We start from the raw sequence: 26534 nt of genomic DNA, 5'->3' as shown, positions 1-26534 counted from the left end.
GTCGCGGGGTGGAGCACCCCCGTGACGGGCCGTGTCCCGTTCAGCGATCGCTCGCGCGGAACAACGGCCGTACGGTCTTCCTACTGCGTGCGCGGGCATCGAATTTCTCGAAATAGCTTGTGTCGTCGGTCTTTCCCCGACGCAGATGCGCGATCATGAACCGCTCGCCGTTCGACAGGGTGATTCCGTGGTCGGTGGCCCGATCGACTCGGCATTCGACTGCCTCTCGTCCGGTCACTCGAAAGCGAACAACCGCAGTTGGTTCGGCCCACGATGGCAGTTTGTTCACGGCCGGGAATCCTCCTTCCGGCCTCGCCCGCACTCGTCGAGCAGGTACAGCCGCAGCGCACAGCCCGCCCGTCGGCAGGCGTCGTTGTCGTGCGCTTGTAGGAGGGCCTCGATGTCGCGGTCCGAGAGCGCCACGTGTGCCGACGGTTTCGCATGCCAGGCCGGGTGGCGGCGAATCGATTCCTCGGGATCCCGCCTCGGGAAGTTTCCAGGGGCCACATAAGGATTCGTCATCTCATCACCCGGCCCGATGCCTGCCGTGCACCCGATGCCGATTCTCTAGCGGCACCCGACGCAGCTCGAAGCCACCGGCCACGAGCACCGGATCACCCGTCTTCGCCGGAGCGGGGAGGCGGTCGTCGCCGACGCTCCAGCGCACACCTGCGACGAGAACGACGCAGGAAGCCACAACGAGAAGAAAAGTCCATGTGTCCAAAGGCATTTCGACATACCTCGAGTCAGCTGGTTGAGATTTTCGGATGAGATTCAGAGCGTCCAGGCGGTCGAAGGACGGCTACTCCAGACGCACCTCAAGGAGACGCCTCGCGCAAGAAAGTGGCAATGGCATTGCGGCAAACCCACGAGCTTCACCCAAAAGCCCTGGAACATTGCCAGAATGGCTGTACGCGGTTGCCATTATTCATACGCATGAGGGGGTAGTAGTCGTGGTAAATGCGAACCAAGCGCCAACCTCGGTCGCACGTAAGCAGGTCGGTATGCAGCTGCGCGAAGCGCGCGAGAGAGCCAACCTGGACCTCAAGGATGTCGTTGATGAGATCGGACCCGGGTGGAGCGTCAGCAAGCTCGGTCGCATCGAGCGTGGTGAGTCCGGCCGAATCAGTCTCCCCGAAGTGGACCACCTCGCGAAGATCCTCGACATGGATGAGGACGCCCATACGAATCTGACCGCCCTGGTCAAGCAGGCTGCCTCGAAATCCTGGTGGTACAAGTACCGCGACGTCGTTCACAGCGGCTTCCGGATCTACGCCGACATGGAGGCCTGTGCACAACGACTCACGATGTACAACAGCAATATCGTGCCCGGTCTGCTCCAGATCCCCGAGTACGCTCGCGCATTGGACCGTATCTACTTCAGGAACGATCCGGAGACCGTCCTCAACCGTCGGCTCCAGCTCAAGCTGGAACGCCAAACCTTCGTCACCAGAAGAACCAAACCGGTTGCGGTGCAAGCCATCCTGCACGAGTCGGCGATACATACACGGGTCGGCGGACCGGCCGTGATGGAATCCCAGATCGAGCATCTCGTGGAAATGAGCAAGCGAACCAACATCGACCTGCGAGTCGTGCCCTTCAGCGCTGGACACCCGCTGGGAACGGCTGTCGGTTCGTTCACACTCATCGAGATGAAGCCTTCCGGCGGCGTCGAACAGCAGCCGGTCGTGTACTTCGATTCACTTGTCGGGGCCGCGTGCCTCGAGGATCCTGACAGCATCGCAACACACACTGCGGCAATCGGTTCGCTCCGGGCGGCCGCGCTGGATGAAGTCAGTACCCGCACCCTACTGCGGCGAATCGGCAAGAACGCAAGACCGAAGGGATAGCGCACGATGTACAACCTGTCCGGCACAGACACCCGGGTTCGTAATGCCCACTTCCGCAAGAGCAGCAAAAGTGGCAACGGACCCGACTGTGTCGAGGTTGCCTTCCTGGCCGACGGCGCTGTCGCCGTACGCCACTCGAAAGCCAGAGACGGTCATGTCCTCGTTTACACGCCCGGCGAATGGGATGCCTTCACCGCGGGCGTCCGGAACGGCGAGTTCGAGCGGCCGTAATCGGCGTGGTCAGCTCGGATCGGAGCCGCGAACGGCCGAAAGCCAGGTAGCCGTGGCCGCCGCCACCAGGGTGGCGGCCACGAAGGCCATCGATCCGCCGCCCGCCACGTACACCCACAACAGACCCGCGAACGGTCCGACGACAGCGGACTGCGCGTCCAGCAATATCCTGCGCCCCGGCCCGGTCCGGCCGATCGCCTCGGGATCCGGCCGCGTCGGATTGTCGATCAGCCGCCCCACCGGCTCCGAATTCCGCAGTCGCCCAGAGGGATACACCCGCAGTTGGCCGACACGCACTGTTCGCCCGGCCAATTCGGCCGTGTCCGGTGGGAGCGTCACCAGCCCCGGGTCGAAATACACCGGCAGCCACAAGTTCTTCCCGCCGATCGTGAACTCCAGCCACGACCGGCTCACCAGCCGATGCTGCTGCCGCACCCGCCGTACCGCGACCTCGCGACCGTCCTTGATGGTGGTCAACCCGGCGGGCAGGTACCCGACCGCGACGGCGAACCGGATCCCGGTGTAGCCCAGAATGATCGCGGCCACCGTGCCCAGCATGGCCACCTGCTCCGAATCGGCGAACGGGACCCAGGCGAGGGTGATCGCCAGGGTCCCGATCGTCACGAGTGCCGGATAGGCCAGGGGGTGGCCCGTCCGGGAATTCACTTCAGGAAGCCGATTTTGGTGTAGTCGAGGCTGGCCAGACCGGCCGCGCCGTAGTTGGCGAGGTTGGCGCGAACGGCGAGATTGCCGGGCGACTGCATGAGCGGCATCGAATGGCCTTCGGCGAACACCTGCTTGTCGACCTGGTTCGCCAGGTCGATCGCCTTGTCGGGATCGAGTTCGGAGACGGTCTTCTCGATCAGGTCGTTGAGCTCGGGCGAGCCGACTCGGCCGTAGTTGCCCTGGATGTTATCGGGGTGGTAGCCCCAGATCTGGTCGATGCTGCCGAGCGGGAACAGGTCGCCGACCCAGCTCCAAAAAGCGATATCGAAATCGCCGGGCTGAATGACCTTGGTGAAGAAGTCCTGGCCGGGCTTGGTGTCGATGGTGAGCTTCACACCGATCGCGGACAGATTCTGCTGCATGATCTGCGCCATCTGCACCCAGGTGTCGTCGTTGTACATGACGTCGCGGATCTCGAGCTTGCGCCCGTCCTTCTCCCGGGTGCCGCCGCCGGCGGGCACCTTCCAGCCGAGATCGTCGAGCTCCTTGGCGGCCTCGGTGGGGTCGAAGGCGGGCGCGTTGTCCTGGTAACCCTTCTGCCCGGCCATGTAGATGTGGTTGTTCAGCGGCTTCGGGTCGTTCACCAGACCGCTCTGGATCGCGGTCGCGATGCCCTGCCGGTCGACGGCCTTGCTGATGGCCACGCGCAGCTTGGGGTCGGCGAGAATCGATCCGGGCGCGCCGTTGAAGGTGAAGTGCGACCACTGGTTGCCGGGTGCGCGGCGGATGGCAATGCCATCGGTGCTCTGCGCGGTCTTGAGATCGTCTCGGCTGCCGATGCCGACGGCGTCGATCTCATTGTTCTGCAGGGCCGGAATCAGCGCCTGGCTGTTGAGGACGCTGAACGTGATGGTGTCCAACTTCGGCGTCGCGCCCCACCACTTCGGGTTGTGGCCCAGGACGATTCGGCCCTGGCCGCGGTCGGTGGACTGCACGACGAACGGGCCGGCGGTCGTCGTGATGGCGTCGACCAGGCTCTTGTTGAAGGCCTCCGGCGTGCTGGTCACGGACTTGGGGTAGAGGAAGGAGTTGCCCGCGAACTGGCCCTTCCACTCCGCGAAGTGCTTGTCGAAGGTGATGACGGCCTGCCGGTCGTCAACCCCGCGCTCGACCTTCCCGACGCGGTCGAAGCCCTGGTTGTTGGCGATCAGGAAGTCCTTGTTCTTGCCGCTGAGCGCATTGGCCTGGGAGGCGATGTCCTCCCAGATGATCGGCGACCCGTCGGACCAGACGGCCTTCGGATTGATCGTGTACGTGACCTGCTGCGGATTCGTATTCGTCAGCTGGACATCGGTGAAGTAATTGGTGTCGACGGACAGATTGCCCGCCGCGTCGGACACGAACGCGCGCGGCATCATCGACCGCTCCACGCCGGTGATCTCGATTTCATTGCCGTCGATGTTCAGCGTGTTCCAGTTCGCCGGATACGCCGAAATGGCCAGCCGCAGATTGCCGCCGTCCTTCAGGTCCGCGACATCGTGCGGGTTGATATCGCTGGTGGTGCCGAGTTCGGCCTTGCCCTGCGGGGAGGTGTTGTCACCGCCACCGCATCCGGTCGCCACCATTGCCACGGCGACCAGTGGGACCGCGAGCCTCGAGCCGATCGAGCGAATCCTCACCGGTTGCTCCTTCCGTCGGAGTATTGCTGGAACACTGTGCGCCCCTATCCCGAAACGACCGGGACCGGGACAGCGTCGATGAGGGCGCGGGTGTACTCGTGCCGAGGATCGCCGAAAACCTGCTCGGCCGCGCCGTATTCGACGATCCGACCGCCATACATGACCGCGATGTCGTGCGCCAGATTGCGCACCACCGACAGATCGTGTGACACGAACAGATACGACAGTCCGCGCTCGGCCTGCAGGTCGCGCAACAGGTTCAGCACTCCGGCCTGGATCGAGACATCGAGCGAGGACACCGGCTCGTCGAGCACCAGGATCTCCGGATCCAGGGCGAGCGCCCGCGCGATATTGATGCGCTGCTTCTGCCCGCCGGAGAAGTCGGCGGGATAACGGTCGGCGTGCTCGGGGCGCAGGCCGACCAGATTCAGCAATTCCCGTACCCGGCGCTGGATTTCGTCGCGCGAACGGCCGTCGATGCGCAGCGGCTGGGCGAGCGCGTCGAAGATCGGCAGCCGCGGGTCCAGCGAGGCCGACGGATCCTGGAACACGATCTGGAGCTTGCGCCGGATTTCGCGGCGGCGGGTCTTGGTGAGGGTGGCGACATCGCTGCCGAGCACCTCGATGCGACCGCTCTCCGGTGCGACGAGCTCCATGATCTGGGTCAGCGTCGTCGATTTCCCGGAACCGGATTCGCCGACCAGTGCGAGCGTGCGGCCCGACTTGATCTCGAAGCTGACACCATCGACCGCCCTCACCTCACCGGTCCGGCGTTTGAACACCACACCGGAGGTGATCGGGAAGGTCTTCTTCAACTCCGAAACCCGCAGGACCACTTGCTCATCGGTGGGGACCGGGACTTCGGCGGGCGGCACCTCGCGGCGATACGCCGTGAACAGGTCCGCGGATCCGACCTCGGCCACCCGGATGCAGGCGGCGCGATGGCCGGGTTCGGTGTCCTGCAGGGGCGGTTCGGCCGCCCGGCAGTCCTCGACCGCGACCGGGCACCGCGGTGCGAAGGGGCACCCCGGCGGCAGCGCGTGCATGGCCGGTGGTGCGCCGACGATGGGCACCAGCGGTACCCGCGCCGGTCCGTCCAGCCGTGGGATGGAACCCAGCAGGCCGACCGTGTACGGCATCCGAGGTGCGCTGAAAAGCTCTGTGGTGCGGGCGGTTTCGACGATCCGTCCCGCGTACATAACCGCGACCCGGTCGGCGAGCGTGGCCGCGATACCCATGTCATGGGTGATGAAGACGACGCCGGCGCCGGTGATGTCGCGCGCCTTCCGCAACAGATTCAGGATCTGCTTCTGCACCGTGACATCCAGTGCGGTGGTGGGCTCGTCGCAGATGATGAGCTCGGGATCATTGGCGATGGCCATGGCGATCACCACGCGCTGCCGCATACCGCCGGAGAACTCGTGCGGAAAAGCCTTGGCGCGCACGGCCGCATCGGGGATGCCGACCAGGTCGAGCAGTTCCACCGCCTTCTCGGCGGCCTCGTGCTTGCTCATCTTCCCATGTGCCAGCAGCGCTTCGGCGATCTGGTCACCGACCCGGTACACCGGCGTCAACGCCGAGAGCGGGTCCTGGAACACCATGGAGATCTTGCTGCCGCGCAGTGTGGACAACTGCCGGTCATCCATGCCGAGCAGTTCCTGCCCGCGCAGCCGGATAGACCCCTGCACCCGCGCCTGATCGGGCAGCAGGCCCATGATCGCTAGTGACGACACCGATTTTCCGGAGCCGGATTCACCGACGATGGCCAGTACCTCGCCGTCCTGCACGGTGTAGCTGACACCGCGCACGGCGTCGATGCGGCCTTCCTCACCGGGAAAGCTCACGCGCAGATCGGAGACCTCGAGCAGCGGGGCGGTGGTGGTGCGAACCGTCTTGTCCGTCATGCCTGGGCCTTTCCGGCGTTCTCGGCCTTGCTCGCGCGATCCTTGCGGCGCGAGCGCGCCCGCTTCGCGGTCGGGTCGAAAGCGTCGCGCAGACCGTCACCGACCAGGTTGGCGCACAACACGATCGTGATCAGGAACGCGCCCGGGAACATGAACAGCCACGGATAGGTCAATGCCGACTTGGTGCCCGCAGCGATCAGGGTGCCCAGCGAGACGTCGGGCGGCTGCACGCCGAAGTTCAGGTAGCTGAGTCCGGATTCGCCGAGGATCGCGGCACCCACGGCGAGGGTGGTGTCGATGATCAGGATGGAGGCGATATTGGGCAGGATGTGCGTGGTGATGATCGTCCGGGTGGACGCGCCCATATACCGTGCGGCCCGGACGAATTCGCGATCCCGCAGGCTCAGTGTGAGCCCGCGTATCAGGCGCGCGCTGATCATCCAGCTGAACACGGACAGCAGCAGAATCAGCAGCAGGATGGATCCACTGCCCTTCATGCGCGGCGCGAACAGGGCCACCATGATGAAACTCGGCATCACCAGCATCAGGTCGACCAGCCACATGATGGCGGTGTCGGTCCATCCGCCGAGTAGTCCGGCCACCGATCCCAGCACGGCCGCGATGGTGCTGGAGATCAATGCGACCGAGAAGCCGATGATCAGCGACTTCTGCAGTCCGCGCAACGTCTGCGCGAGAATGTCCTGACCGATCTGATTGGTGCCGAACGGATGTCGCGAACTGGGTGGCTTCAGCAGGGCCGTGTAATCGAGCTGCTGGTAGTCGTATTTGAGCAGTGGCGGTAGCGCGTAGCAGAGGATCAGCATCAGCAGCAGGACCGCTAGAGCGATCACCGACACCTTGTTGCGGAGGAAGCGCCGAACCACAAGTTTGCGGCGGCCCGCCGCCATGGGTTCGGGCGTGCCCGCGACGATGATTTCGGTTTCGGTCATCAGGCACGCACCCTGGGGTCGAGAATCGCGTAGACGATGTCGGAGAGCAGGCCCGACAACAGGATCACCAGGGCAGCGAACGCGGTGATGGTCACCACCGGGTACAGGTCCTGCGCGGTGATCGAATCCACCAGCCATTCACCGACGCCGTGCCAGCCGAAGATCTTCTCGGTGAAGACGGCGCCGGTGACGAGTCCGCCGAATCCGTAGGCGAACAGCGTTGCCATGGGGATGAGCGCGGTTCGCAAGCCGTGCTTGAACAGGGCACGGGTGCGGGTGAGGCCCTTGGCGCGGGCGGTCCGGATGAAATCGCTCTGGAGCACGTCCAGCATGGCGTTGCGCTGATAACGGCTATAGCTGGCAGCCGCGCCGAGGATCAGGCCCAGCGTTGGAATCACCAGATGCTGGAGGCGATCCACGAACTGGTTCCATGCGCCGTGCACCGCGTTCGCGGAGGTCTCACCGGTGTAATAGAAGACCTGTGTCCCGGTCAGCGTGTTGGTCTCCAGCGCACCGTATTTCAAGAACGTCGCCAGCAGGAATACCGGAGTGCTCAGCAGCAGCAGGGAAAACACGGTGGTGACGTAATCGCTGAGTTTGTATTGCCGGATCGCGCCCGCCGCACCGATCAGCACACCCAGCAGGGTGCCCAGCACGGATCCGATGATCAGCAGCCGCAGGCTCACCCCGATGCGGCGGGGCAGCTCCTCGCTCACAGGCTGTCCGGCCATGGTCTTGCCGAAATCGCCGTGTGCCACGATGCCGCCGACCCACTCCGCGTAGCGCTTCGGGATCGGCACATCCAGTTTCAGCTCATCGCGTTTGGCGTCGATCACGGACTGCGGCGGCCGGGGGTTGCGATGCTCGAGACTGTCGAGTGGGCGAAAGGTGAGGGACGCGAGACTGAAGGTCAGGAACGACGCCAGTACCAGCAGCACGACATAGTTCAGCGCACGTCGCAGCAGAAAACCGGCCATCATTCCCTTTCGGGGTCGAGTTCTGACCCAGATCATAGGGAGTGAGAACCGTAAACGCGGGGTACGGACCGCGGACGGCACGGCAATCCGTGTGTTATTGCGCGCGTCCTGGTGGCTGTGGGGGTTGGCGGGGTGGCGTGGTGCGGAGCGATGTCCGAAAGGTCTCTTTTGTACGGCGAGGTCCGGAATCCACGGGCGCACCGGTCGTGGCTCGAGGCAGGATGGAGTAGGTGACGCTCTTTCACCTGCCCAAACCCAAGATGGTCGCCTCCGATGTGGACGGCACGCTCATCGACCACCGTGAGCAGGTGAGCGCCCGCACCAAGGCGGCGATCAACGCCCTCCTCGCGGACGGGGTGCCGTTCGTGCTCGCCACCGGAAGGCCGCCGCGCTGGATCGATCCGGTCGTCGATGGGCTCGGCTTCTCGCCGCTGTGCGTGTGCGGCAACGGTGCGGTCATCTACGACAGCGCCGCGGATCGGGTGCTGGACACCCGCACCCTGGATATCGAAACCCTCACCTGGGCCGCCGATCTGGCCGAGCGCCTGCTGCCGGGCTGCGGGTTGGCCGCGGAACGGGTCGGTTCCAGCGCGCACGACGCGGCCACACCGCAGTTCGTCAGTTCGCCCGAATACGAGCACGCCTGGCTGAATCCGGACGACACCCAGGTCTCCCGCGAAGAAGTCATCTCCGCGCCCGCGATCAAGATGCTGATCCGCCTACCCGGTGCGTCCAGTGCGGACATGCGCGCCGTACTGGACCCGCACCTGGCCGGCCGTGCCGACCTCACCTACTCGACGGACAACGGCCTGATCGAACTGTCCGCCCCCGGCGTGACGAAGGCCACCGGCCTCGCGACCATCGCACAGCGCCTGGGCGTCCAGCACAGCTCCCTCATCGCCTTCGGCGACATGCCCAACGACGTCCCCATGCTCCTCATGGCCGGTCACGGCGTCGCCATGGCCAATGCCCACCCCGAGGCCATCGCCGCCGCCGACGAGGTGGCCCCCTCCAATATCGAGGACGGCGTCGCCCGCACCCTCGAACGCTGGTGGTCCTGACCGTCTAGTTCGGCGCGGCCGCGGGGATGGGGGCGGCCTGGGCGGGGATGGACTTGCCGGGGATGGGGTCCTGGACGGCGCCGTAGTTCTTCAGGATGGTGGTGACGATTCCGGTGATCTTGTTGAAGATCAGGGCGCCGTTCTGGAAGTCGGTGCGGAAGCCGTCCTGGACCGGATATTCATTGCTGGTGGGCAGGCCGAGAAGGCCTGTGCCCGCGCCCAATTGCAGGAAGCGCTCCAGAATCTTGCCGACCACCGTGAAGATCTGACCGGTCGGCGAGGAATACACGTAGCCATTGGTGAATTGGCCGTACTGGCCGCCGTCGGCCAAGGCGATCGGTTCCGCTTTCGGTTGTCCCAGTGGGCCGTTCGCGCCGCCCTGATCGTTCCAGTAACGGGCCACCGGGCTGCGGTCGAGCATGTTCAGGATCTTCTGGGTGAGATCGGCCAGGGCGGCCAGATCCGCCTGGCCGTCGGCGTCGGGAGCGGGGGCGGGTTGCGGATTGCCCGCGTTCTGGCCGGGACGGACCCGCGTCGGACTCGGATCCTCGGGCGCGTTCGTGCCGGCCGCCACGTCCTCGGCGATCTGCCGGATCTTGTCCATCAGCGCGTAGGCGGCGTCACCCGGGCAGGTGGTGTTGCCGACATCGCGGTGCGCGAAGATGTTCGGCAGCTTGACCGCCTGTCCCAGAGCGTATTTCGTGTAGTCACTGCCCTCGGAGTACATGGTGGTCTGACCCTCGGGATCGATGCCCGCCACCTTGGCCCGCCAGCCGATGTACTTGCCGATCGCCTGGAGGGACACGTCCGTCGGAGTCTCGTCCTCGTAGTCGCCCATCAGCGCGACGCCCGCGGTATTGATATTGAAGCCGCCCGCGTGCGCGCCCTCGACCGGCTTGTCCAGGCCGCCGTAGCGGCCCTCGAAGATCTGCCCGTACTTGTCGACCAGGGCGTTGTAGCCGATGTCGCACCAGCCGAGCGTCTTCGCGTGATACGAGTAGATGGCGCGCACGATGCCCGCGGACTCGGCCTTGGTGTAGTCGTTGCGACCCGCGGTGTGGTGCACCGTGATCGCGGAGACGCCGTCGTCGTAGGTGGGTTCCTCGCAGCGCAGCGATTCGTCCGCGCCCCACTGCGCGCGGGTGATCACCTTGGGCCCGCCGCCGGGCAGCGGCGCCGCCACCGTCTGCAGGTTCTCGTCGATGCTGCCGCGGCCCGGATCGATCAGCACCGCGGCCAGCTTCTCCAGATTGATCTGCGCCGGATCGGCCGAACCGTCGTCCAGCGGTTTGGGGTCGGCGGGCGCGGCGGCCGGGTTGCGGGTCACCAGCATCTGCACGGTCTTGGTATTGCCGACGTAGATCGGCTCGGTGCCGGTGCGCTTGCCCGGCGCGGGATGGTCCCTGCCGTTCTCGGTTTCGGCGTCGTACCAGGGCCCCCAGGTGCCGTCGGGACGCTGGGCGCGGAGCTTGGTGGTGGTGCCGGCCAGGTCCGCCGCGGTGAGCGCGACCATGCTGAACGGGGTGTCCCGGGTCAGCTCCTTGACCTGTGCGCCGACCTTGTCGATCAGATCGGTGGGCACCGCACCCGCGTTCAGGGCGGGGGTGCGCAGGTCACCGGTGAGGCCGGGCACGGGATGCGGGCCGGGGGCGGCCGGGTTGTCGGCGGTCGGGATCGGCGGCCCGGGGACCTCGGGCCCGGGTTCGGCGATGAAGCCGGGCGCGCCCGCGGCCGGGCCGGTCGGCCGGGCGGAACCGGGGGTGACGATGGTGGCGTTGGGGAGCGAGCCCGGGAGGGTGGGGCGGGTGACGTGCGGCCCGTTGTCGGACGCGGGCCCGACGGGCTGCTGCGGCGATTCGCTCAGCCGCGGTAGTGGAATCTCGCTGGGTAGTTGGACGCCCGGAATGAGATTCGGCGGGATCGGAATCGATTTGGGCAGCGGCAGCATTCGCAGATCGGACAGCCGCAGGTCGGGCAGGTCCAGCCCGGTGAGCTCGCGCAGCGGCAGCACGATGTCGGGCGCCGAGTCCAGGGCGACTTCCGCCATTTGTGCAGGTATTGCTGCCCAATTGCTTTCATCGGCGTTCCGGACATCTCGGGAATCGCTCAGCGCCAGAATGCCGACGGGAGCGGACAGCGCGAGGACGGTGATGACCGGGAGCGCATACGCGGGTTTCGGTCTGTGATAAGGCACAAGCATCTCCCATTCAGGTAAATCCGTCTAACCGCGCCCGGAGCACAAGCTTGCTACTTGGCGCATCAACGATCACACTAGTCCCTACTGTCACATTCCCTGAACGTATGGTTGAGGCTTAGTTTCGGGGTAACTCGAATGTAGCTTCGCCTCTCGACAGAACGGGTATGACATGCCGAACGGGTACCTAGCCAAGCGCCGTAGACGGCGCGGTCTGCTCACCCTCTCCCTCGCCGTCGCGGCCACCACCGGCGGCACCGCAGTACTGGTCTGGGCCTGGCCCGACAATGCCTTCCTCTTCACCGCCGGCGCCGGTCACGGGCGCGGCCTGAGCCAGAACGGCGCCTTCGACAAGGCCGTCGCGGGCTGGAACGCCGACCGCATCCTGGCCACCTATTACGCCGGAGCCGATCTCGCCGACGTCGGCCGGGCCACGGTCCGGGTCCGCCTCATGGAGCAGGACGACAAGAGCCTCGACCTCGCCTCCGACTCCGTCTTCTACGTCGCCGGCCGCCGCGTCATCCCCGGCCAGGCCGCGCATCTGACGCCCACCGCCACCGGCGCCGACGTCACCATCACCCAGGGCTGCGACGGAAACGCCCTCTGGGCGGGCAGCACCGACGACCCGTGGGCCTACCCCGTCACCGACGGCACCGACCGCCCCGCCAACGAGCAACTCGAGATCTGCGGCGGCAACGCCTACCGCGGCGTCCTCGGCGTCGCCCTCGACAACGGCTCCCCCCGCACCGTCAACGAGGTCGACCTCGACGACTACCTCAAGGGCGTCGTCCCCGCCGAAATGGTCCCCGGCTGGGCCGACCAGGGCGGCGCCGAGGCCCTGCGCGCCCAGGCCATCGCCGCCCGCTCCTACGCCCTCGCCGAAGACCGCTACTCCTACGCCCAGACCTGCGACACCACCGACTGCCAGATGTACCTCGGCACCGACAAGGAAGACTCCCGCACCACCAGCGCCGTCGAGGTCACCTCCGGCCGAGTCCTGGTGCGCGACAACCACATCCTGCGCGCCGAATACTCCGCCGCCCCCGACGGCGGCCTCCCCACCCCCGCCTCCGCCATGGAGGTCGGCCCCGCCCTCACCGACTTCCCCGCCGCCGCAACCCCCGCCGACCCCAACCTCCCCGACCCCCAGTCCCCCCAAACCCAGCCCACCCCAACAGAATCCGACCCCGCCGCCCCCGCAACCCCGGACGCCACCACCACGAACCCCGTCACCCCGGGTGCTGCGACCCCGGACGCAACGGTCCCGACCTACCCCGACCCGGCCAACACCGTCCCCGGCGCCCGAACCCCCGTCACCCCGGGCAATGTCCCCCCGGCGATCCCGCAGCGCCCCACCCCCGACGACCGCTCACGGATCACCATCCCCCTGCCGTCCCCCGGCAGCGCCGACCCCAACTCCACGCCCTCCAACCCCCGCACCGCCCCGGCCCCAGCGAGCTCGGGCCCGGCCAATCTGGTGATCCGGACCGCGACTCCGGCCCCCCGGCCCGCCTCCACCCCCAACCCGCCATCCTCGTCGGACCCAGTCCCGGCCAACGCTCCGGCGCAACCGATCCCTCCTGCCTTGGCGCACTAGCGGTTTCGTCCAGTAGTTCAGTCCAGGGTGAGGTCGCCGAGGGATTCGGCGAACTTGCGGAGTAGGGGGATGAGGGTTTCGCGGTCGGCCGGGGAGAGGTCGGCCAGGAGGCGTTGTTCGTTTTCCATGTGTAAAGGGAGGATTCGGTCGATCAGGGCTCGGCCGGAGTCGGTCAGGTGGACTTGGATGGCTCGGCGGTCCTTGGGGTCGGGGACGCGTTCGACCCAGCCTTTGGCGGTGAGGCGGTCGATGCGGTTGGTGATGGCGCCGGAGGTGATCATCGCGGCCTTGTTGAGGGCGCCTGCGCTGAGGCCGGATTCGTTGCCGGAGCGGCGGAGGGTGGCGAGGACGTCGAATTCCCAGCGTTCCAGGCCGTGGGTGCGGAAGAAGTCGGAGAGCTCGCGGTCGACGATGCGGCCCAGGCGGGCGAGGCGGCCGAAGATCTCCATGGGGGAGGTGTCGACGTCGGGGCGCTGCTGACGCCAGGCGGCGGTGATCTGGTCGACGGCGTCGGGCACCGGCGGTCTCCTCTCGGGGCGGAATAAATCTCAACATTGAGATACTTGACGGTGAGGTATCTAGATGATGTTATCTCAACGTTGAGATTATCAATGAGGAGCTATCGATGACCACCGCACGCGCCGGAGCCGCCGGACTCGCCGGGACGCTCGCCCTGACCGGGCTCGCGCCACTGGTCTGGGGGTCGACCTACGCCGTCACCACGACGTTCCTGCCGCCCGAGCGGCCCATGTTCACCGCGCTCATGCGGGTGCTGCCGGCGGGACTGCTGTTGCTCGCCATCACGCGGAAACTGCCGCACGGGCAATGGATTCCACGCGCGCTCGTGCTGGGCGGGCTGAACATCGGAGTATTCACCGCGCTGTTGTTCGTGGCCGCCTATCGGCTGCCGGGCGGGGTGGCGGCGGTGCTCGCCGCGGCCGCGCCGCTGTTCGCGGTCGGTTTCGCCGCCCTCGGCCTCAATGAGCGGCTCACCGTGCGCAAGGTGGCGGCGGCGCTGATCGGGCTGGCCGGCGTGGCACTCGTAGTACTCAGGGCCACAGCCACTCTCGACACGCTCGGCATCATCGCCGGGCTGGTGGCCGCCATCGCCATGGCGGGGGGCACGGTGCTGACCAAGCGCTGGGGACGGCCCGAGGGCATCGGCCCGCTGGCCATGACGGGCTGGCAGCTCACCGCCGGCGGACTCCTGCTGCTACCGGTCGCCGCCATCGCCGAGGGCGCGCCGCCCGCGCTGGACGGCCGGGCCATCGGCGGCTACCTCTACCTCGGCCTGATCGGCACCGCCGCCGCGTACGCGCTGTGGTTCCGCGGCATCGCCAAGGCCAATGCCACCTCGGTGGCCTTCCTCGGCCTGCTCAGCCCGCTGTCGGCGGCTGTCATCGGCTGGGCCGCGCTCGGTCAGGCGCTGGCCCCGCTGCAGATCCTGGGCATGGCCATCGCGCTGGGCGGCACCCTGCTCGGCCAGACCGGATCCGCGCCCCGCACAACGGAACCCGCGCCGCAGACCGATGACGACACTCCCAAGAACCGCGTCGCGGCGTGATTCGAACCCTCGATAAGGAGCGAAAGACCATGCAGATCACAGTGTTCGGAGCGAGTGGAGATGCCGGGAGCCGGGTCGTGGCCGAGGCGCTGAGCCGGGGCCACCGGGTGCGGGCGGTCGCGCGCACCGCCGAGCGGCTGCGGGAGCTGCCCGCAGAGGTCGAGGTGTGGACCGGCAATGCCGCCGATCCCGCCGATGTCGAGAAGGCGGCGGCCGGCAGCGATGTCGTGGTCAGTGCGACCCGCCCGGCCCCGGGCCGCGAGCACGAACTGGCCGAGGCCGCCGCCGCGCTGCTGGAGGGCCTGGCGGACAGCGGGATTCGGCTGCTGGTGATCGGCGGCGCGGGCAGCCTCACCGTCGCGGGGACCGGCAAGACCGTCACCGAGCAGCCGGGCTTCCCGGCCGAGCTGGTGCCCATCGCCGAGGGCGGCAGCCGCCAGCTCGAGGTGTTCCGGACGACCCCGCACGCGGTCAACTGGGCCTACGTCAGCCCGGCCGCACTGTTCGAACCCGGCGAGCGCACCGGCGCCTACCGCCTCGGCCGGGACGACCTGCTCACCGACGACCAGGGCAATTCCTCGATCTCCATGGAGGACATGGCCATCGCCGTGCTCGACGAGATCGAGCAGCCCGCGCACCACCGGACCCGGTTCACCGTCGGCTACTGAAGATTCACCGTCCGCTACCGAAAAACCGCACGGCACAACCGAATACCTGTCGAATGCGCCGCGGGGCGTGACCGGAGGACCCGGTCACGCCCCGCGGCGTAGAACTGTCTCGGAGATCAGGCGACGTGGAAGCCCGCGCCCGCTCCGCCGTGCCGGTCGATATCCGCCAGCACGGTGCTGATGTTGGTGGCCAGCTCCGGCTCGTGGATCAGGTTGCCGCCGCCGGTGCACAGCGGCAGCTCGATGCTGACCGGCCCGGCGTCGAAGTCGGTGCCCGCCACCACCATGCCGATCAGCTGGTCGCCGCGCAGCACCGGCGCGCCGGAGTCACCGTGGTTGGCGCACACCTGGCTGCGGAAGTAGGTGGACTTGGTCTCCCAGACCGGGCCGCAGGTGAAGCCGGTGGTGCGGCCGTTCTTGCAGACGTTCTCACCGATCTGCGGCGGCGCGCCGACCGAATTGATGACCGACTGCGCGACCTGACGGGTCGGGTTCACCCGGTCCGGGTTGAACACGATGATGCCCCAGTCCATCTCCTCGCTCTTCTCGGCGACGACGCCGATGCCCCCGGAGCGGGTGTACTCGGCCGCGACGCGCGCGCCGACCTCGCCGCAGTGGCCGGCGGTCAGGCCCACGAGCTGGTTCTTGTTGTCGTAGCCGATGGCGGTGATGGTGCAGTCGTTGACCGAGCTGGAGTCGGTGAGGTCCTCGACATAGACGCCGGAACCACCGCCGAGCACCACCGGTGCGGCCGCGTCCGCGGGCCCGGCGAGCAGGAGCGTGGAGCTCACGGCGGTGGCGGCCACGGCCGCCCAGGACAGAACTCGGGCGCGGCCCGCAGACAACATTGGGTTTTCCTCATCCCCCGAATATCGAAATTCGTGCGCGCGCGGAAATCGGGAGTCCGGTAGCGCGCGCGTGGAGCATGTCACGCCCGCCTACCCGGCGCAAGTCACGTCCGGACCGACCGATTCGATGGCCTATTCGGAACGCTTTGCGCGGCAGCCGGTTCCGGCGCGAAACCGACTTGGCCGTGTCGGTGGCCCGTGATAGAACTCCGGCAGTGGTGATCGCACCACGGGAGTGCAACCGGAGCGGCCATTTTCGCCGCTGCCGAATGGGGAGAATTTCCAATGGCTTTTTCGGGCAAACTCGCCCTGACCATGTTCGTTTCCGCTGCCGCGGTGCTGGTTTCGACGGTGGGGGCCGGCACCGCGAGCGCGGAGCGCGGACCGGACGGCTCGCTGTACGGCTCGCTCGCGATGAGCACCGACGGCGGCACCTTCTACGGCGCGGCCTGGAACTACCCGAGCTGGGGCGGCTCCGACGCCGACGCGCTGGGCCAGTGCGGGCACCGCGGCTGCAAGATCATGGTGCAGTTCCGGGACGGCTGCGGCGCCATCGCCGAGAGCGACGATCACACCTACTACTACGGCGGTTCGGGCAGCAACCGCGCCGACGCCGAGCGGGATGCCATGACCCGGCTGACCAACTGGATGCCCTCGCCGCCGGCCATGTTCGGCAGCTCGGCCCCGCCGAAGCAGTCCGTGCACATCCGCTACAGCCAGTGCACCGACGGCGCGTAGCCCGTCGTCCGCGCCCCGGACGGGCGCATACTGGTCGAGGCTTGACCTTGACGCAACGTCAACTTGCATCCTGAATTCGTCGAGGAGAACGAGGGGAAACGAAAGGCCCGAACGTGGCAGCCGAATGGTCCATCCAGGAATTGGCCAAAGTGGCCCGAACCACCAGCCGCACCCTGCGGCATTACGGTGACCTCGGGCTGCTGCCGCCCAGCCGGATCGGATCCAACGGCTATCGCTATTACGACCAGGAATCCCTCGTACGGTTGCAGCGCATCCTTTTGCTCCGGGAACTCGGCCTGGGCCTGCCGGCCATCGCCGAAGTCCTCGCCGGGCAAAAGGACACCGCTGCCGCCCTGCGCACCCATCTGGAATTGCTGAAACACGAGCAGGACCGGATCGCGCGGCAAATCACCTCGGTGCAAACCACATTGCGCAAAACGGAAGCAGGTGAGCAACTGATGGCGAACGAGGTATTCGAAGGATTCGACCACGCCCAGTACCGGGACGAGGTCATCGAACGCTGGGGCAAGGACGCCTGGGAGAGTGGCAACCGCTGGTGGAACTCCATGAGCGAGGCCGAAAAGAAGGCCCACCTTCAGACCCACGTGGATATCGCCGCCGACTATGGCCGCGCCCACTCGGACGGAATCCCGGTCGACAGCGACGAGGTACAGGCGATCGTGCAGCGCCACTACGACTGGCTCGGTACGACTCCGACGGGCGGACCGGTCAGCGCCCAGTACTTCAACGGTCTCGGTGACATGTACGTAGCCGACCCGCGATTCGCGAAGAACTACGACAAGCACGGCGAGGGAACCGCCGAGTACGTCCGCGACGCGATGCGGGTGTACGCCGACACTCGGCTGTAGCCGGAAAACCCGCCGCCGCAGCTCCGCGAATCGCGGTGCAGCATCGCGCCGGTCGTACTCGCGTGCCTCTCCGACGTCATGCGCGTGTCTACGTCCCACGCCGGACGCGGGCGGTCAGCCGACGCGCCGACGTGTGCAGCGACCGACTCGGAAAGCGAACAGCCGCACGGTCGTTCGGCCGGGCGGCTGTTCGTGCTGTCGGTGGATCAGGCCGCGCACACGGACTGCATGACACCGCGCAGGATCGGCGCCCCGTAGGTGGCGGGCGCGAAGGCGATGGTCTGGGCGATGCCCAGCGGAGTCGTGATGGTCGAGGCCACACCGGTGAATCCGGCGATCGTGTTGCCGACGGTGAGCAGCAGGCCGGTGGTGTCGAGCGCGAAGGTGATGAGCGCGAAGACGTTCTCCACCTTCACATCCGCCAGGGGCACGGTGTTGAGGGCGCGGCCCTCGTAGATGTCGAAGCCCAGGTTGGCCAGGAAGGTGAGCGGGCCGTAGTCCAGCGCGTCCACGATCGGTCCGAGCTGCTCGGTACGGCGCAGCATCATCACGTCGGCGACCCGGTTGCTCTGCAGGAAGCCTTGCAGCGCATCGGCATTGGCGTTCACGGCGGCCGGGTCGACGGGCAGCCCGGCGGCGGTGGTGAGGAAGTTGCGGGTGCGCTCGACCAGTTCGGAGGTCTTCAGCTCGGCCAGCGGGGTGCAGCTGCCGTCGGCCTTGACCAGCTGGTTTGCCAGGTCGATGAGCGGCTGCGGCACGTCCACGTGCTCATCGGGCAGATCGAGTCGCAGCTTCTGGTAGACGCCGTTGGCTCCGCAGCCCACCGACAGCTGCGACTGCACCGCCCGCGCCAGCGACTTCACGCCGTTGAACAGCGCACCCACGACGGGCTTGAGCACGAAGCCGACGGTCGGCACCAGGCTGGCGGCGAACTGGGCCGGGATCTTCACGATCCGGGTGGCCAGGATGAAGACCTCGACCACGTCGCGCACCTTCAGCTGCGAGAGCGCGATGGTCTGGTGCACCTGCCCGGTCCTGAGGGCGTCGAGGTTGTTGACGATGTAGGTGACGATCGGGTCGTCGAGGAACTGGGTGCGATCGTTCACCTCGTCGGGGCTCAGCGGCAGGAATCCGTGGCGGTGCACGTGGATCGCGGCGACGCTCTGCCGGAAGTCGTCGACGGACCGGTCGTAGGCGGTCTGCTGCTCGGCCGGGACCACCGTGCGGATGGCGGTGGCCGCCGCGGTGATGACGTCGTCGAAGGTGGCCGCGCCGGGCTTGCCGCAGACATCGCCGGCGTCGGCGATCTCGGCGGCGGCCAGGGTGCTGTCGCCGTCGTCGGCGCGGGCGGGAGCGGCGGCGGGGATCAGGGCGGCGGTGCCCAGCAGGGCGGTGATGGTCAGCGCGCCCACGAGTGGGGCGAGGCGTGCGAGGCGCATGTACGTGGTCTTCCGGGTCGAGCGAACGGCACGCGCGCGAAGCACACGGCATGGAACTGGTCAGTCGTTCAATTTCGAGTCGATATGTAATACAGCTCCCGTGACGCCGCTGTCTGCGCTTTCGTGAACGCTGCGCGAAAACCTTGCGACCTTTCGCGCTCGCTGGAATGACGCACGCCACTGCACCGAGCCCACCGCACAACAGCCCACAGAGGGGCAAAAGCCCAAAGAAGGGCAAAACTGACGGTTCGCGGCCCGGCTCGGTCTGGACCGACGGAGCGGGGGAGCGAAGCGGAGGAGGGAAGACCGAGCTCGCAGGGCCGCCAACCGCCCGGAGCGAAGCGGAGGGCAATTGGACCCAGTAGTCTGGGCACCCGTGACCGTCGCATCCCCGTTCGATCTCATCGTCGTCGGCTCCGGCTTCTTCGGGCTGACCATCGCAGAACGCACCGCCAAGCTGCTGGGCAAGCGCGTATTGGTGGTGGAACGTCGCTATCACCTGGGCGGCAACGCCTACTCGGAAGCCGACCCGGAAACCGGCATCGAGATCCACAAGTACGGGGCGCACCTCTTCCACACCTCCAACAAGCGGGTGTGGGACTACGTCAACGAGTTCACCGAGTTCACCAACTACCAGCACCGGGTCTTCGGACTGCACAAGGGCCAGGCGTACCCGCTGCCCATGGGGCTGGGCATGATCTCGCAGTTCTTCGGCCGCTACTACACCCCGGACGAGGCGCGGGCGCTCATCGCCGAGCAGTCGGCGGAGATCGACAGCAAGGACGTGACCAACCTCGAGGAGAAGGGCATCTCGCTGATCGGCCGCCCGCTCTACGAGGCGTTCATCCGCGACTACACGGCCAAGCAGTGGCAGACCGATCCCAGGGAACTGCCGTCGAGCATCATCACCCGGCTGCCGGTCCGCTACACCTTCGACAACCGCTACTTCAACGACACCTACGAGGGTCTGCCCAAGGACGGCTACACCGCGTGGCTGTCGAAGATGGCCGAGCACCCGAACATCGAGGTGCGCCTGAACACCGACTGGTTCGACGTGCGCGACGAGGTCCGCGCCCAGAACCCGGACGCCCCGGTCGTCTACACCGGCCCGCTGGACCACTACTTCGACTACAGCGAGGGCGAACTCGGCTGGCGCACCATCGATTTCGAGACCGAGGTGCTCGAAACCGGTGACTTCCAGGGCATCCCGGTGATGAACTACAACGACGCGGACGTGCCGTTCACCCGCATCATCGAGCCGCGCCACTTCCACCCCGAGCGCGACTACCCGACCGACAAGACGGTCATCATGCGCGAGTTCTCGCGCTTCGCCCAGACCGGCGACGAACCGTACTACCCGATCAACACCCCCGACGACCGCGCCAAGCTGCTGGCCTACCGGGAGCGCGCCAAGACCGAGACCACCGAGGCCAATGTGCTGTTCGGTGGCCGCCTGGGCACCTACCAGTACCTGGACATGCACATGGCCATCGGCGCCGCGCTCAGCATGTTCGACAATGTGCTGCGCCCGCACCTGGAATCCGGTGCGCCGCTGGTGGACGTCGCCGAATGACCGCCCAACTCACGCGGGAAGACATGACCACCGAGACTCGCGCCGTATCCCTGCTCCAGCGCATCATCCTGCCCCGCCCGGGTGAACCGCTGGACGTGCGCAAGCTGTACCTCGAGGAATCCGAGACCAATTCCCGTCGCGCGCATGCCATTACGCGCACCGCGCTGGCCATCGGCGCGGAGTCGGAGGTCTCCTTCTGCACCTACTTCAATGCGGTCCCGGCCAGCTACTGGCGGCGCTGGAGCGTGCTGAAGTCGGTGGTGCTGAAACTGGAGCTGTCCGGCCACGGTCGCGTGGACGTCTACCGCTCCAAGGCCGACGGTTCGCGAATCCACGTGCAGGGCAACGAGTTCAGCACGCCCGGTGACGGCGCGGCGGCCGCCGCCTTCGTGGAGTTCGAGGTGGATCTGGGCCCGTTCGAGGACGGCGGCTGGATCTGGTTCGACATCACCACCGACAGCCATGTCGAAATGCGCAGCGGCGGTTGGTACGCGCCGATCGAGGCGCCGGGTGAGGGCAGCATCGCCGTCGGCATGCCGACCTTCAACCGCCCCACCGACGCGGTGAAAACCCTGACCGCCCTCGGCTCCGACCCGCTGGTGCTGGCGAAGATCAAGGCCGTCATCATTCCCGACCAGGGCACCCGCAAGGTGGTCGACGAGCCCGGCTTCACCGAGGCCGCGGCCCGCCTGGCCGGCCGGCTGGCCATCCACGACCAGCCCAACCTGGGCGGTTCCGGCGGATACAGCCGGGTCATGTACGAGGCGCTCGAGACCACCGACGCCGAATACATCGTCTACATGGACGACGACATCGAGATCGAGCCGGACTGCATCCTGCGCGCGCTGGCCTTCTCGCGATTCGCCAAGTCGCCCATCCTGACCGGTGGCCAGATGCTCAACCTGCAGGAGCGTTCGCACCTGCACGTCATGGGCGAGGTGGTGGACCGCTCCATCTTCATGTGGACCGCGGCCCCGAACGTGGAGTACGACCACGACTTCGCCAAGAACCCGCTGCGCGACCGCGACAACTCCAAGCTGCTGCACCGGCGCATCGACGTCGACTTCAACGGCTGGTGGACCTGCGTCATCCCGCGGCAGGTGGCCGAGGAGATCGGGCAGCCGCTGCCGCTGTTCCTCAAGTGGGACGACGCCGAATACGGTTTGCGCGCACGCGAACACGGCTACCCGACCGTCACCCTGCCGGGTGCGGCGGTGTGGCACATGGCCTGGTCCGACAAGGACGACGCCATCGATTGGCAGGCCTACTTCCACCTGCGCAACCGCCTGGTGGTGGCGTCGCTGCACCTGCCCAACGACGGCCGGCCGATGGTGGTCAACACCATCAAGGCCACGCTGAAACACCTGTTGTGCCTGGAGTATTCGACCGTCGCCATCCAGAACGAGGCGATCCGCGACTACCTGGCCGGACCGGACAAGCTGTTCGAGCTGCTGCCGACCGCGCTGGGCAAGGTGCACGCCATGCGCAAGGAGTACCCGGACGCGGTGGTCGTGCCGTCCTCCACCGAACTGCCGCTGGCCTCGCACGCCGAGGTGGGCGCGGTCGGCGAGCCGGGCAATCCGATCGCCAAAGTGGCCCGGCTGGGCAAGGGCGTGCTGCACAACTTCCGCAAGGCCAACCCGAAGCACCATGAGACCCCGCAGCTGAACGTGCCCACGCTGGACGCGCGCTGGTTCCTGCTCTCGCAGGTGGACGGTGTCACCGTTACCACTGCCGACGGCCGCGGCGTCGTCTACCGTAAGCGGGATCCGCGAAAGGCCATGGAGCTGTTCAAGGAAGCGATGCGCCTGCGCAAGGAGCTGGCCGAGCGCTTCCCGGAGGTGCGCGAGCAGTACCGTCGCGCGCACGCGCAGCTCACGAGCAAGGCCGCGTGGGAGAACGTCTTCGGTATCGATACTGAATCAGGAAACGAACCCAAATGACCGCTGCTCACACTGCTTCCGGCCCGGACCGCGGCCTGCACGTGGTCCCGGACGCGCCGGCGGCCCCGGTCGCGTCCCCGGCCGAGGTCAAGATCATCAACCTGGTGCAGGGCACCATCGGGCAGCATCCGGCGGTCGTCAAGGCCGCGCGCGGTATGTCGCATTTCGGTGAGCACTCGCTGGGCTGGCTGGGCATCGCCGCGGCCGGAGCGCTGCTCGACAAGCCGCGCCGCCGCCAGTGGGCGGGCGTGGCGGTCGGCGCGTTCGGCGCGCACGCGGCCTCGGTGGTCATCAAGCGCATCGTCCGCCGACCCCGCCCGCACGATCCGTCCGTGCAGGTCAACGTGTCGACGCCGTCGAAGCTCAGCTTCCCGTCCTCGCACGCCACCTCCACCACGGCGGCGGCTGTGTTGCTGGGCAGGCTCACCGGGCTACCCTTGCCTGCGGTGCTCGTCCCGCCGATGCTGCTCTCCCGGGTCGTCCTCGGCGTGCATTACCCCTCCGACGTGCTCGCGGGTTCCGCGCTGGGCGCAGCATCAGCCGCAGCCGTGCTCGCCGCCGAAAAGAGACTCGCCAAGTGACAGCCCAGGAAAGAGCCACCGTTGACATGAGCGAAGAGCCGACCACCACCGACCTGGCAGAGGCGGTCATCAAGGGACCGCCGAAGACGTTGGGCGGCGGCTTGATCAAGGCCATGCGCCCCCGGCAGTGGATCAAGAACGTGCTGGTGCTCGCCGCGCCGCTGGCCGCCGGGAAGACCGCCGGCGGCACGCTCGTGATCACCGACCTGTCGGTGCTCGGGCACGTCGCCATCGCCTTCGTGGTGTTCTGCATGGCCGCCTCGGGCATCTACCTGGTCAACGACGCGCTCGACGTGGAGGCCGACCGGGCGCACCCGACCAAGCGTTTCCGGCCCATCGCGGCCGGCGTGGTGCCGGTGAACCTGGCCTACGGGCTATCGGCGGTGCTGCTGCTCGGCTCGATCCTGTTGTCCTTCACCGCGAACTGGCATCTGGCCGTGGTGATGGCGGTGTACATCGGCATCCAGCTGGCCTACTGCTTCGGTCTCAAGCACCAGGCGGTGCTGGACATCTGCATCGTGTCCTCGGGCTTCCTGCTGCGCGCGGTCGCCGGTGGCGTCTCCTCGGATATCCGTCTGTCCCAGTGGTTCCTGCTGATCATGGCGTTCGGCTCGCTGTTCATGGCGGCCGGAAAGCGTTACGCCGAGCTGAAGATCGCGCTCGACACCGGCGCCAAGATCCGGAAGTCGCTGGAGTACTACACGCCGACCTACCTGCGTTTCGTCTGGACCCTGTCGGCCACCGCTGTCGTCGTGTTCTACGGTCTGTGGGCGTTCGAGCAGGATCGCGCCAAGGACACCATCTGGTTCGCCATTTCCATGATTCCGTTCGTCATCGCCATCATGCGGTACGCGGTGGACGTCGACGGCGGCGAAGCGGGTGAGCCGGAAGAGATCGCCCTGGGGGACCGTGTCCTCCAGTTCCTCGCAGTCGCCTTGATCGGAGCCCTGGGTGTCGCTGTCTATCTCACCTGACGTGGTAGAGGGAGAAGAGCGAGAGACGGGCGCGCCGACGGCACAATTGCCGGTCGGTCGCGCCCGTCGGCGTGCGGATGCCTCCGCACGCTTCTCGCGACTATCCCGCGCCACGTTCATCGGTGGGATCGTGCTGACCGCGACACTGTTCGCGGCCGGCGCGTGGCAGCGGCGCTGGATCGCCGACGACGGCCTGATCGTCCTGCGCACGGTGCGAAACCTGATGGCGGGCAACGGTCCGGTCTTCAATCCGGGCGAACGCGTCGAGACCAATACCAGCGCGGCCTGGACCTACGTCGTCTGGTTCTTCAGCTGGCTCACGCACATGCGGCTGGAGTACGTGGTGCTCGGCATCACGCTCACGCTCTCGGTGCTGGCCATGGTGTTCGCCATGCTGGGCGCGGCCCGGCTGTGGGGCGGCACCCGGTCCGCGCTGCTGGTGCCCGCGGGCGCGCTGGTCTACATCGCGCTGCCCCCGGCCCGCGACTACGCCACCTCCGGACTGGAGAACTGCCTGGTCATCTTCTGGCTGGCGGTGCTCTGGTGGGGGCTGATTCGCTGGAGTCAGGCCGAACAGGTCCGTCCCGCAGGGTTTTTCGGCCTGGTGTTCTTCGCCGGGCTGGCGCCGCTGGTGCGGCCGGAGATGACGGTGGTCGGCGGCCCGGCGCTGCTGATCCTGTTCTGCGCGCCGGTGCCGCAAACCCGGCTGCGGCCCTGGGTTTTCCGCTGCCTGGTGGTGGCGGTGGCCGGCCTGGTGCCGCTGGGATACCAGATCTGGCGGATGGGCTACTACGGCCTGCCCTATCCGAATACCGCCGTGGCCAAGGACGCCGGTGGCGCGAAGTGGCACCAGGGCGTCATCTACCTGTGGGACCTGGTGGGTCCGTACTGGTTGTGGCTGCCGCTGCTGGTGCTGGCGATCGCCGCGATCGTGCTGGTCCGGCAGCACCGGGCCGAGCATCCGGCCGCCGCGGACGCGACCGCCGGCGCCGGAGACGAGAACTGGCGCACGCGGATTCACCGCTTCAGCGGGTGGCTGCGCACCCCCGCCGCGATCGTGACGCTCATGGTCGGCAGCGGTGTGCTGCTCACCGTCTACGAGGTTCGCGTCGGCGGCGACTTCATGCACGGCCGCATGCTGCTGCCGCAGCTGTTCCTGCTGCTCCTGCCGGTGTCGGTGCTGCCGCTGCGGCCCGCGCGGGGCTTCGGCCGGGGTGAGTCCGGAATGCGTGGCCTGGACTGGGCTTTCGTACTGGTGGCGGCCGCCTTCGTGGGCACGGCGGGCTGGGCGCTGTTCGCGGCGAACACCACCGCCATCACCACCGGGACCAAGATCCGCGCCAACGGCATTGTGGACGAGCGCATCTACTACGTGCTCAATACCGGGCACGACCACCCGATCCGCGCCGAGGACTACCTGGACTATCCGCGCATGCGCGCCATGGTCCGGGACATCGCCAACTCGCCGGACGGGGCACTGCTGCTCAACTCGCCGTCGTTCATGAACTGGTATCTGGTGCCCGCGCCGGTGCCGGAGGGCAATGGCGAGCACGTGGTCTTCTTCCTGAATCTGGGCATGACCAGCATGAACGTTCCGCTGGACGTGCGTGTCATCGACCAGATGGGTCTGGCGTATCCGCTTGCCTCGCATACCGATCGGCTCACCGACGGCCGCATCGGGCACGACAAGAACCTCTACCCCGACTGGGTGGTCGTGGACACCGGCATGGTGGACCGGCACCCGTGGATGCCGTGGTTCCTGGACGAGAAGTGGAGCGACCAGGCCCGAACGGCGCTGTCCTGCCCGGATACTCAGGCGATGCTGGCCTCCTCGCGGGCGCCGCTGACCTTCGACCGCTGGCGGCACAACCTGATGCAGGCGTTCGACTTCGCGAAGTACCGCATCGACCGGGTGCCGAAGTACGAGATCCAGCGCTGCCATCTGGAGGATCCGACGCAGCCGGCGCCGCCCGCGCCGCCGAGGTGATCCGCGCGCTGCCCGTATGACAAGACCCCGCATCCGGTCCGGATGCGGGGTCTTCGCTTGTCCGTGAGGGGGTTTGACCGAAACGTCACGTTCAGGGGTGTGAGTTGTGGTTAGCTATCTCGATTTGGTAACACCCCGGCGCGGGTTTCGCGATAAGCTCCGCGAGTACTCCCGGCGCCGACCAGAAACCTGCTGTGCGGCAACGGTTGTCGCAATACGAACCTGGGCGGGCGGACAGGGA

Annotated in this window: 24 protein-coding genes; 13 read left to right on the top strand and 11 right to left on the bottom strand. The window is 67.2% G+C overall.

Going from position 1 to position 26534, the window contains the following annotated elements; all coding sequences use genetic code 11:
- Positions 1-40 precede the first annotated feature (40 nt).
- Together ACWEQQ_RS01735 and ACWEQQ_RS01730 are read right to left on the bottom strand one after the other, a co-directional pair.
- Positions 41-289, bottom strand: a complete 249-nt coding sequence (locus tag ACWEQQ_RS01735) for a hypothetical protein (RefSeq protein ID WP_452339283.1) — start codon at positions 287-289, stop codon at positions 41-43.
- Positions 286-522 carry a hypothetical protein gene (locus ACWEQQ_RS01730; protein WP_452346794.1) on the bottom strand — a complete coding sequence of 79 codons (237 nt, stop codon included), beginning with the start codon at positions 520-522 and terminating at the stop codon, positions 286-288. The genes ACWEQQ_RS01735 and ACWEQQ_RS01730 overlap by 4 nt, the downstream gene beginning before the upstream one ends.
- 482 nt (positions 523-1004) lie before the next feature.
- Here ACWEQQ_RS01730 and ACWEQQ_RS01725 point away from each other — a divergent pair, with 482 nt between their 5' ends.
- Together ACWEQQ_RS01725 and ACWEQQ_RS01720 are read left to right on the top strand one after the other, a co-directional pair.
- Positions 1005-1850 (top strand): helix-turn-helix domain-containing protein, encoded by an 846-nt coding sequence (locus tag ACWEQQ_RS01725; RefSeq protein ID WP_452346793.1) that lies wholly within the window; start codon positions 1005-1007, stop codon positions 1848-1850.
- 6 nt (positions 1851-1856) lie between these two features.
- Entirely contained in the window at positions 1857-2081 is a 225-nt protein-coding gene (locus ACWEQQ_RS01720; RefSeq protein WP_452346792.1) for a DUF397 domain-containing protein, read from the top strand.
- 9 nt (positions 2082-2090) lie between these two features.
- Here the strand turns inward: ACWEQQ_RS01720 and ACWEQQ_RS01715 are convergent, their stop codons facing one another.
- Genes ACWEQQ_RS01715 through ACWEQQ_RS01695 form a run of 5 tightly spaced genes read right to left on the bottom strand, consistent with a single transcriptional unit; the run spans position 2091 to position 8257 of the window.
- Positions 2091-2747: a hypothetical protein gene (locus ACWEQQ_RS01715; RefSeq protein ID WP_452346791.1), complete on the bottom strand. Its 657-nt coding sequence runs from the start codon at positions 2745-2747 to the stop codon at positions 2091-2093.
- Positions 2744-4426: an ABC transporter family substrate-binding protein gene (locus ACWEQQ_RS01710; protein WP_452346790.1), complete on the bottom strand. Its 1683-nt coding sequence runs from the start codon at positions 4424-4426 to the stop codon at positions 2744-2746. Before ACWEQQ_RS01710 ends, ACWEQQ_RS01715 begins: the two co-directional genes overlap by 4 nt.
- A 44-nt stretch (positions 4427-4470) precedes the next feature.
- Positions 4471-6330: an ABC transporter ATP-binding protein gene (locus ACWEQQ_RS01705; protein ID WP_452346789.1), complete on the bottom strand. Its 1860-nt coding sequence runs from the start codon at positions 6328-6330 to the stop codon at positions 4471-4473.
- On the bottom strand, positions 6327-7280 hold the full coding sequence (locus ACWEQQ_RS01700) for an ABC transporter permease (protein ID WP_452346788.1): 954 nt from the start codon (positions 7278-7280) through the stop codon (positions 6327-6329). The genes ACWEQQ_RS01705 and ACWEQQ_RS01700 overlap by 4 nt, the downstream gene beginning before the upstream one ends.
- Positions 7280-8257 carry an ABC transporter permease gene (locus tag ACWEQQ_RS01695; RefSeq protein ID WP_452346787.1) on the bottom strand — a complete coding sequence of 326 codons (978 nt, stop codon included), beginning with the start codon at positions 8255-8257 and terminating at the stop codon, positions 7280-7282. The genes ACWEQQ_RS01700 and ACWEQQ_RS01695 overlap by 1 nt, the downstream gene beginning before the upstream one ends.
- A gap of 260 nt (positions 8258-8517) precedes the next feature.
- On the opposite strand from ACWEQQ_RS01695, the gene ACWEQQ_RS01690 reads away from it, so the two are divergent.
- Positions 8518-9318 carry an HAD family hydrolase gene (locus ACWEQQ_RS01690; protein ID WP_452346870.1) on the top strand — a complete coding sequence of 267 codons (801 nt, stop codon included), beginning with the start codon at positions 8518-8520 and terminating at the stop codon, positions 9316-9318.
- A 4-nt stretch (positions 9319-9322) separates the two neighbouring features.
- Here ACWEQQ_RS01690 and ACWEQQ_RS01685 read toward each other — a convergent pair whose 3' ends face one another.
- Positions 9323-11518 (bottom strand): N-acetylmuramoyl-L-alanine amidase, encoded by a 2196-nt coding sequence (locus tag ACWEQQ_RS01685; protein WP_452346786.1) that lies wholly within the window; start codon positions 11516-11518, stop codon positions 9323-9325.
- Positions 11519-11684: 166 nt separating this feature from the next.
- Here ACWEQQ_RS01685 and ACWEQQ_RS01680 point away from each other — a divergent pair, with 166 nt between their 5' ends.
- Positions 11685-13109: a SpoIID/LytB domain-containing protein gene (locus ACWEQQ_RS01680; protein WP_452346785.1), complete on the top strand. Its 1425-nt coding sequence runs from the start codon at positions 11685-11687 to the stop codon at positions 13107-13109.
- Positions 13110-13126: 17 nt separating this feature from the next.
- Here the strand turns inward: ACWEQQ_RS01680 and ACWEQQ_RS01675 are convergent, their stop codons facing one another.
- A complete protein-coding gene (locus ACWEQQ_RS01675; RefSeq protein ID WP_452346784.1) occupies positions 13127-13627 on the bottom strand; it encodes a MarR family winged helix-turn-helix transcriptional regulator in 501 nt (166 codons plus the stop codon).
- Between the two features lie 107 nt (positions 13628-13734).
- Here ACWEQQ_RS01675 and ACWEQQ_RS01670 point away from each other — a divergent pair, with 107 nt between their 5' ends.
- The gene (locus ACWEQQ_RS01670; RefSeq protein WP_452339272.1) at positions 13735-14673 is read left to right on the top strand and encodes an EamA family transporter; all 939 of its coding nucleotides are present in this window, start codon (positions 13735-13737) and stop codon (positions 14671-14673) included.
- Between the two features lie 29 nt (positions 14674-14702).
- Positions 14703-15341 carry an NAD(P)-dependent oxidoreductase gene (locus tag ACWEQQ_RS01665; RefSeq protein ID WP_452346783.1) on the top strand — a complete coding sequence of 213 codons (639 nt, stop codon included), beginning with the start codon at positions 14703-14705 and terminating at the stop codon, positions 15339-15341.
- Positions 15342-15457: 116 nt separating this feature from the next.
- Here the strand turns inward: ACWEQQ_RS01665 and ACWEQQ_RS01660 are convergent, their stop codons facing one another.
- Positions 15458-16189, bottom strand: a complete 732-nt coding sequence (locus ACWEQQ_RS01660; RefSeq protein ID WP_452339270.1) for a S1 family peptidase — start codon at positions 16187-16189, stop codon at positions 15458-15460.
- A gap of 285 nt (positions 16190-16474) precedes the next feature.
- Between ACWEQQ_RS01660 and ACWEQQ_RS01655 the strand changes: the two genes are divergently transcribed.
- Together ACWEQQ_RS01655 and ACWEQQ_RS01650 are read left to right on the top strand one after the other, a co-directional pair.
- Positions 16475-16927: a DUF4189 domain-containing protein gene (locus ACWEQQ_RS01655; protein WP_452346782.1), complete on the top strand. Its 453-nt coding sequence runs from the start codon at positions 16475-16477 to the stop codon at positions 16925-16927.
- Positions 16928-17040: 113 nt separating this feature from the next.
- A complete protein-coding gene (locus ACWEQQ_RS01650; protein ID WP_452339268.1) occupies positions 17041-17796 on the top strand; it encodes a MerR family transcriptional regulator in 756 nt (251 codons plus the stop codon).
- Between the two features lie 206 nt (positions 17797-18002).
- Here ACWEQQ_RS01650 and ACWEQQ_RS01645 read toward each other — a convergent pair whose 3' ends face one another.
- Positions 18003-19235, bottom strand: coding sequence for a hypothetical protein (locus tag ACWEQQ_RS01645; protein WP_452346781.1), 1233 nt, complete (start codon positions 19233-19235; stop codon positions 18003-18005).
- 376 nt (positions 19236-19611) lie between these two features.
- On the opposite strand from ACWEQQ_RS01645, the gene glf reads away from it, so the two are divergent.
- Genes glf through zomB form a run of 5 tightly spaced genes read left to right on the top strand, consistent with a single transcriptional unit; the run spans position 19612 to position 26293 of the window.
- Positions 19612-20808, top strand: coding sequence for a UDP-galactopyranose mutase (glf, locus tag ACWEQQ_RS01640; protein WP_452346780.1), 1197 nt, complete (start codon positions 19612-19614; stop codon positions 20806-20808).
- Positions 20805-22751, top strand: coding sequence for a glycosyltransferase (locus ACWEQQ_RS01635; protein ID WP_452346779.1), 1947 nt, complete (start codon positions 20805-20807; stop codon positions 22749-22751). The genes glf and ACWEQQ_RS01635 overlap by 4 nt, the downstream gene beginning before the upstream one ends.
- Positions 22748-23332, top strand: coding sequence for a phosphatase PAP2 family protein (locus tag ACWEQQ_RS01630; RefSeq protein ID WP_379393091.1), 585 nt, complete (start codon positions 22748-22750; stop codon positions 23330-23332). The genes ACWEQQ_RS01635 and ACWEQQ_RS01630 overlap by 4 nt, the downstream gene beginning before the upstream one ends.
- A 26-nt stretch (positions 23333-23358) precedes the next feature.
- Positions 23359-24306 carry a decaprenyl-phosphate phosphoribosyltransferase gene (locus ACWEQQ_RS01625; protein ID WP_379387520.1) on the top strand — a complete coding sequence of 316 codons (948 nt, stop codon included), beginning with the start codon at positions 23359-23361 and terminating at the stop codon, positions 24304-24306.
- 1 nt (position 24307) lies between these two features.
- On the top strand, positions 24308-26293 hold the full coding sequence (gene zomB / locus ACWEQQ_RS01620; RefSeq protein ID WP_452346778.1) for a flagellar motor control protein ZomB: 1986 nt from the start codon (positions 24308-24310) through the stop codon (positions 26291-26293).
- The last annotated feature ends 241 nt before the right edge of the window (positions 26294-26534 follow it).

The organism is Nocardia sp. NPDC004123 (genome assembly GCF_053603795.1).
The sequence above is the reverse complement of the archived record's forward strand: the minus strand, read 5'-3'. Positions and strand labels throughout refer to the sequence as shown.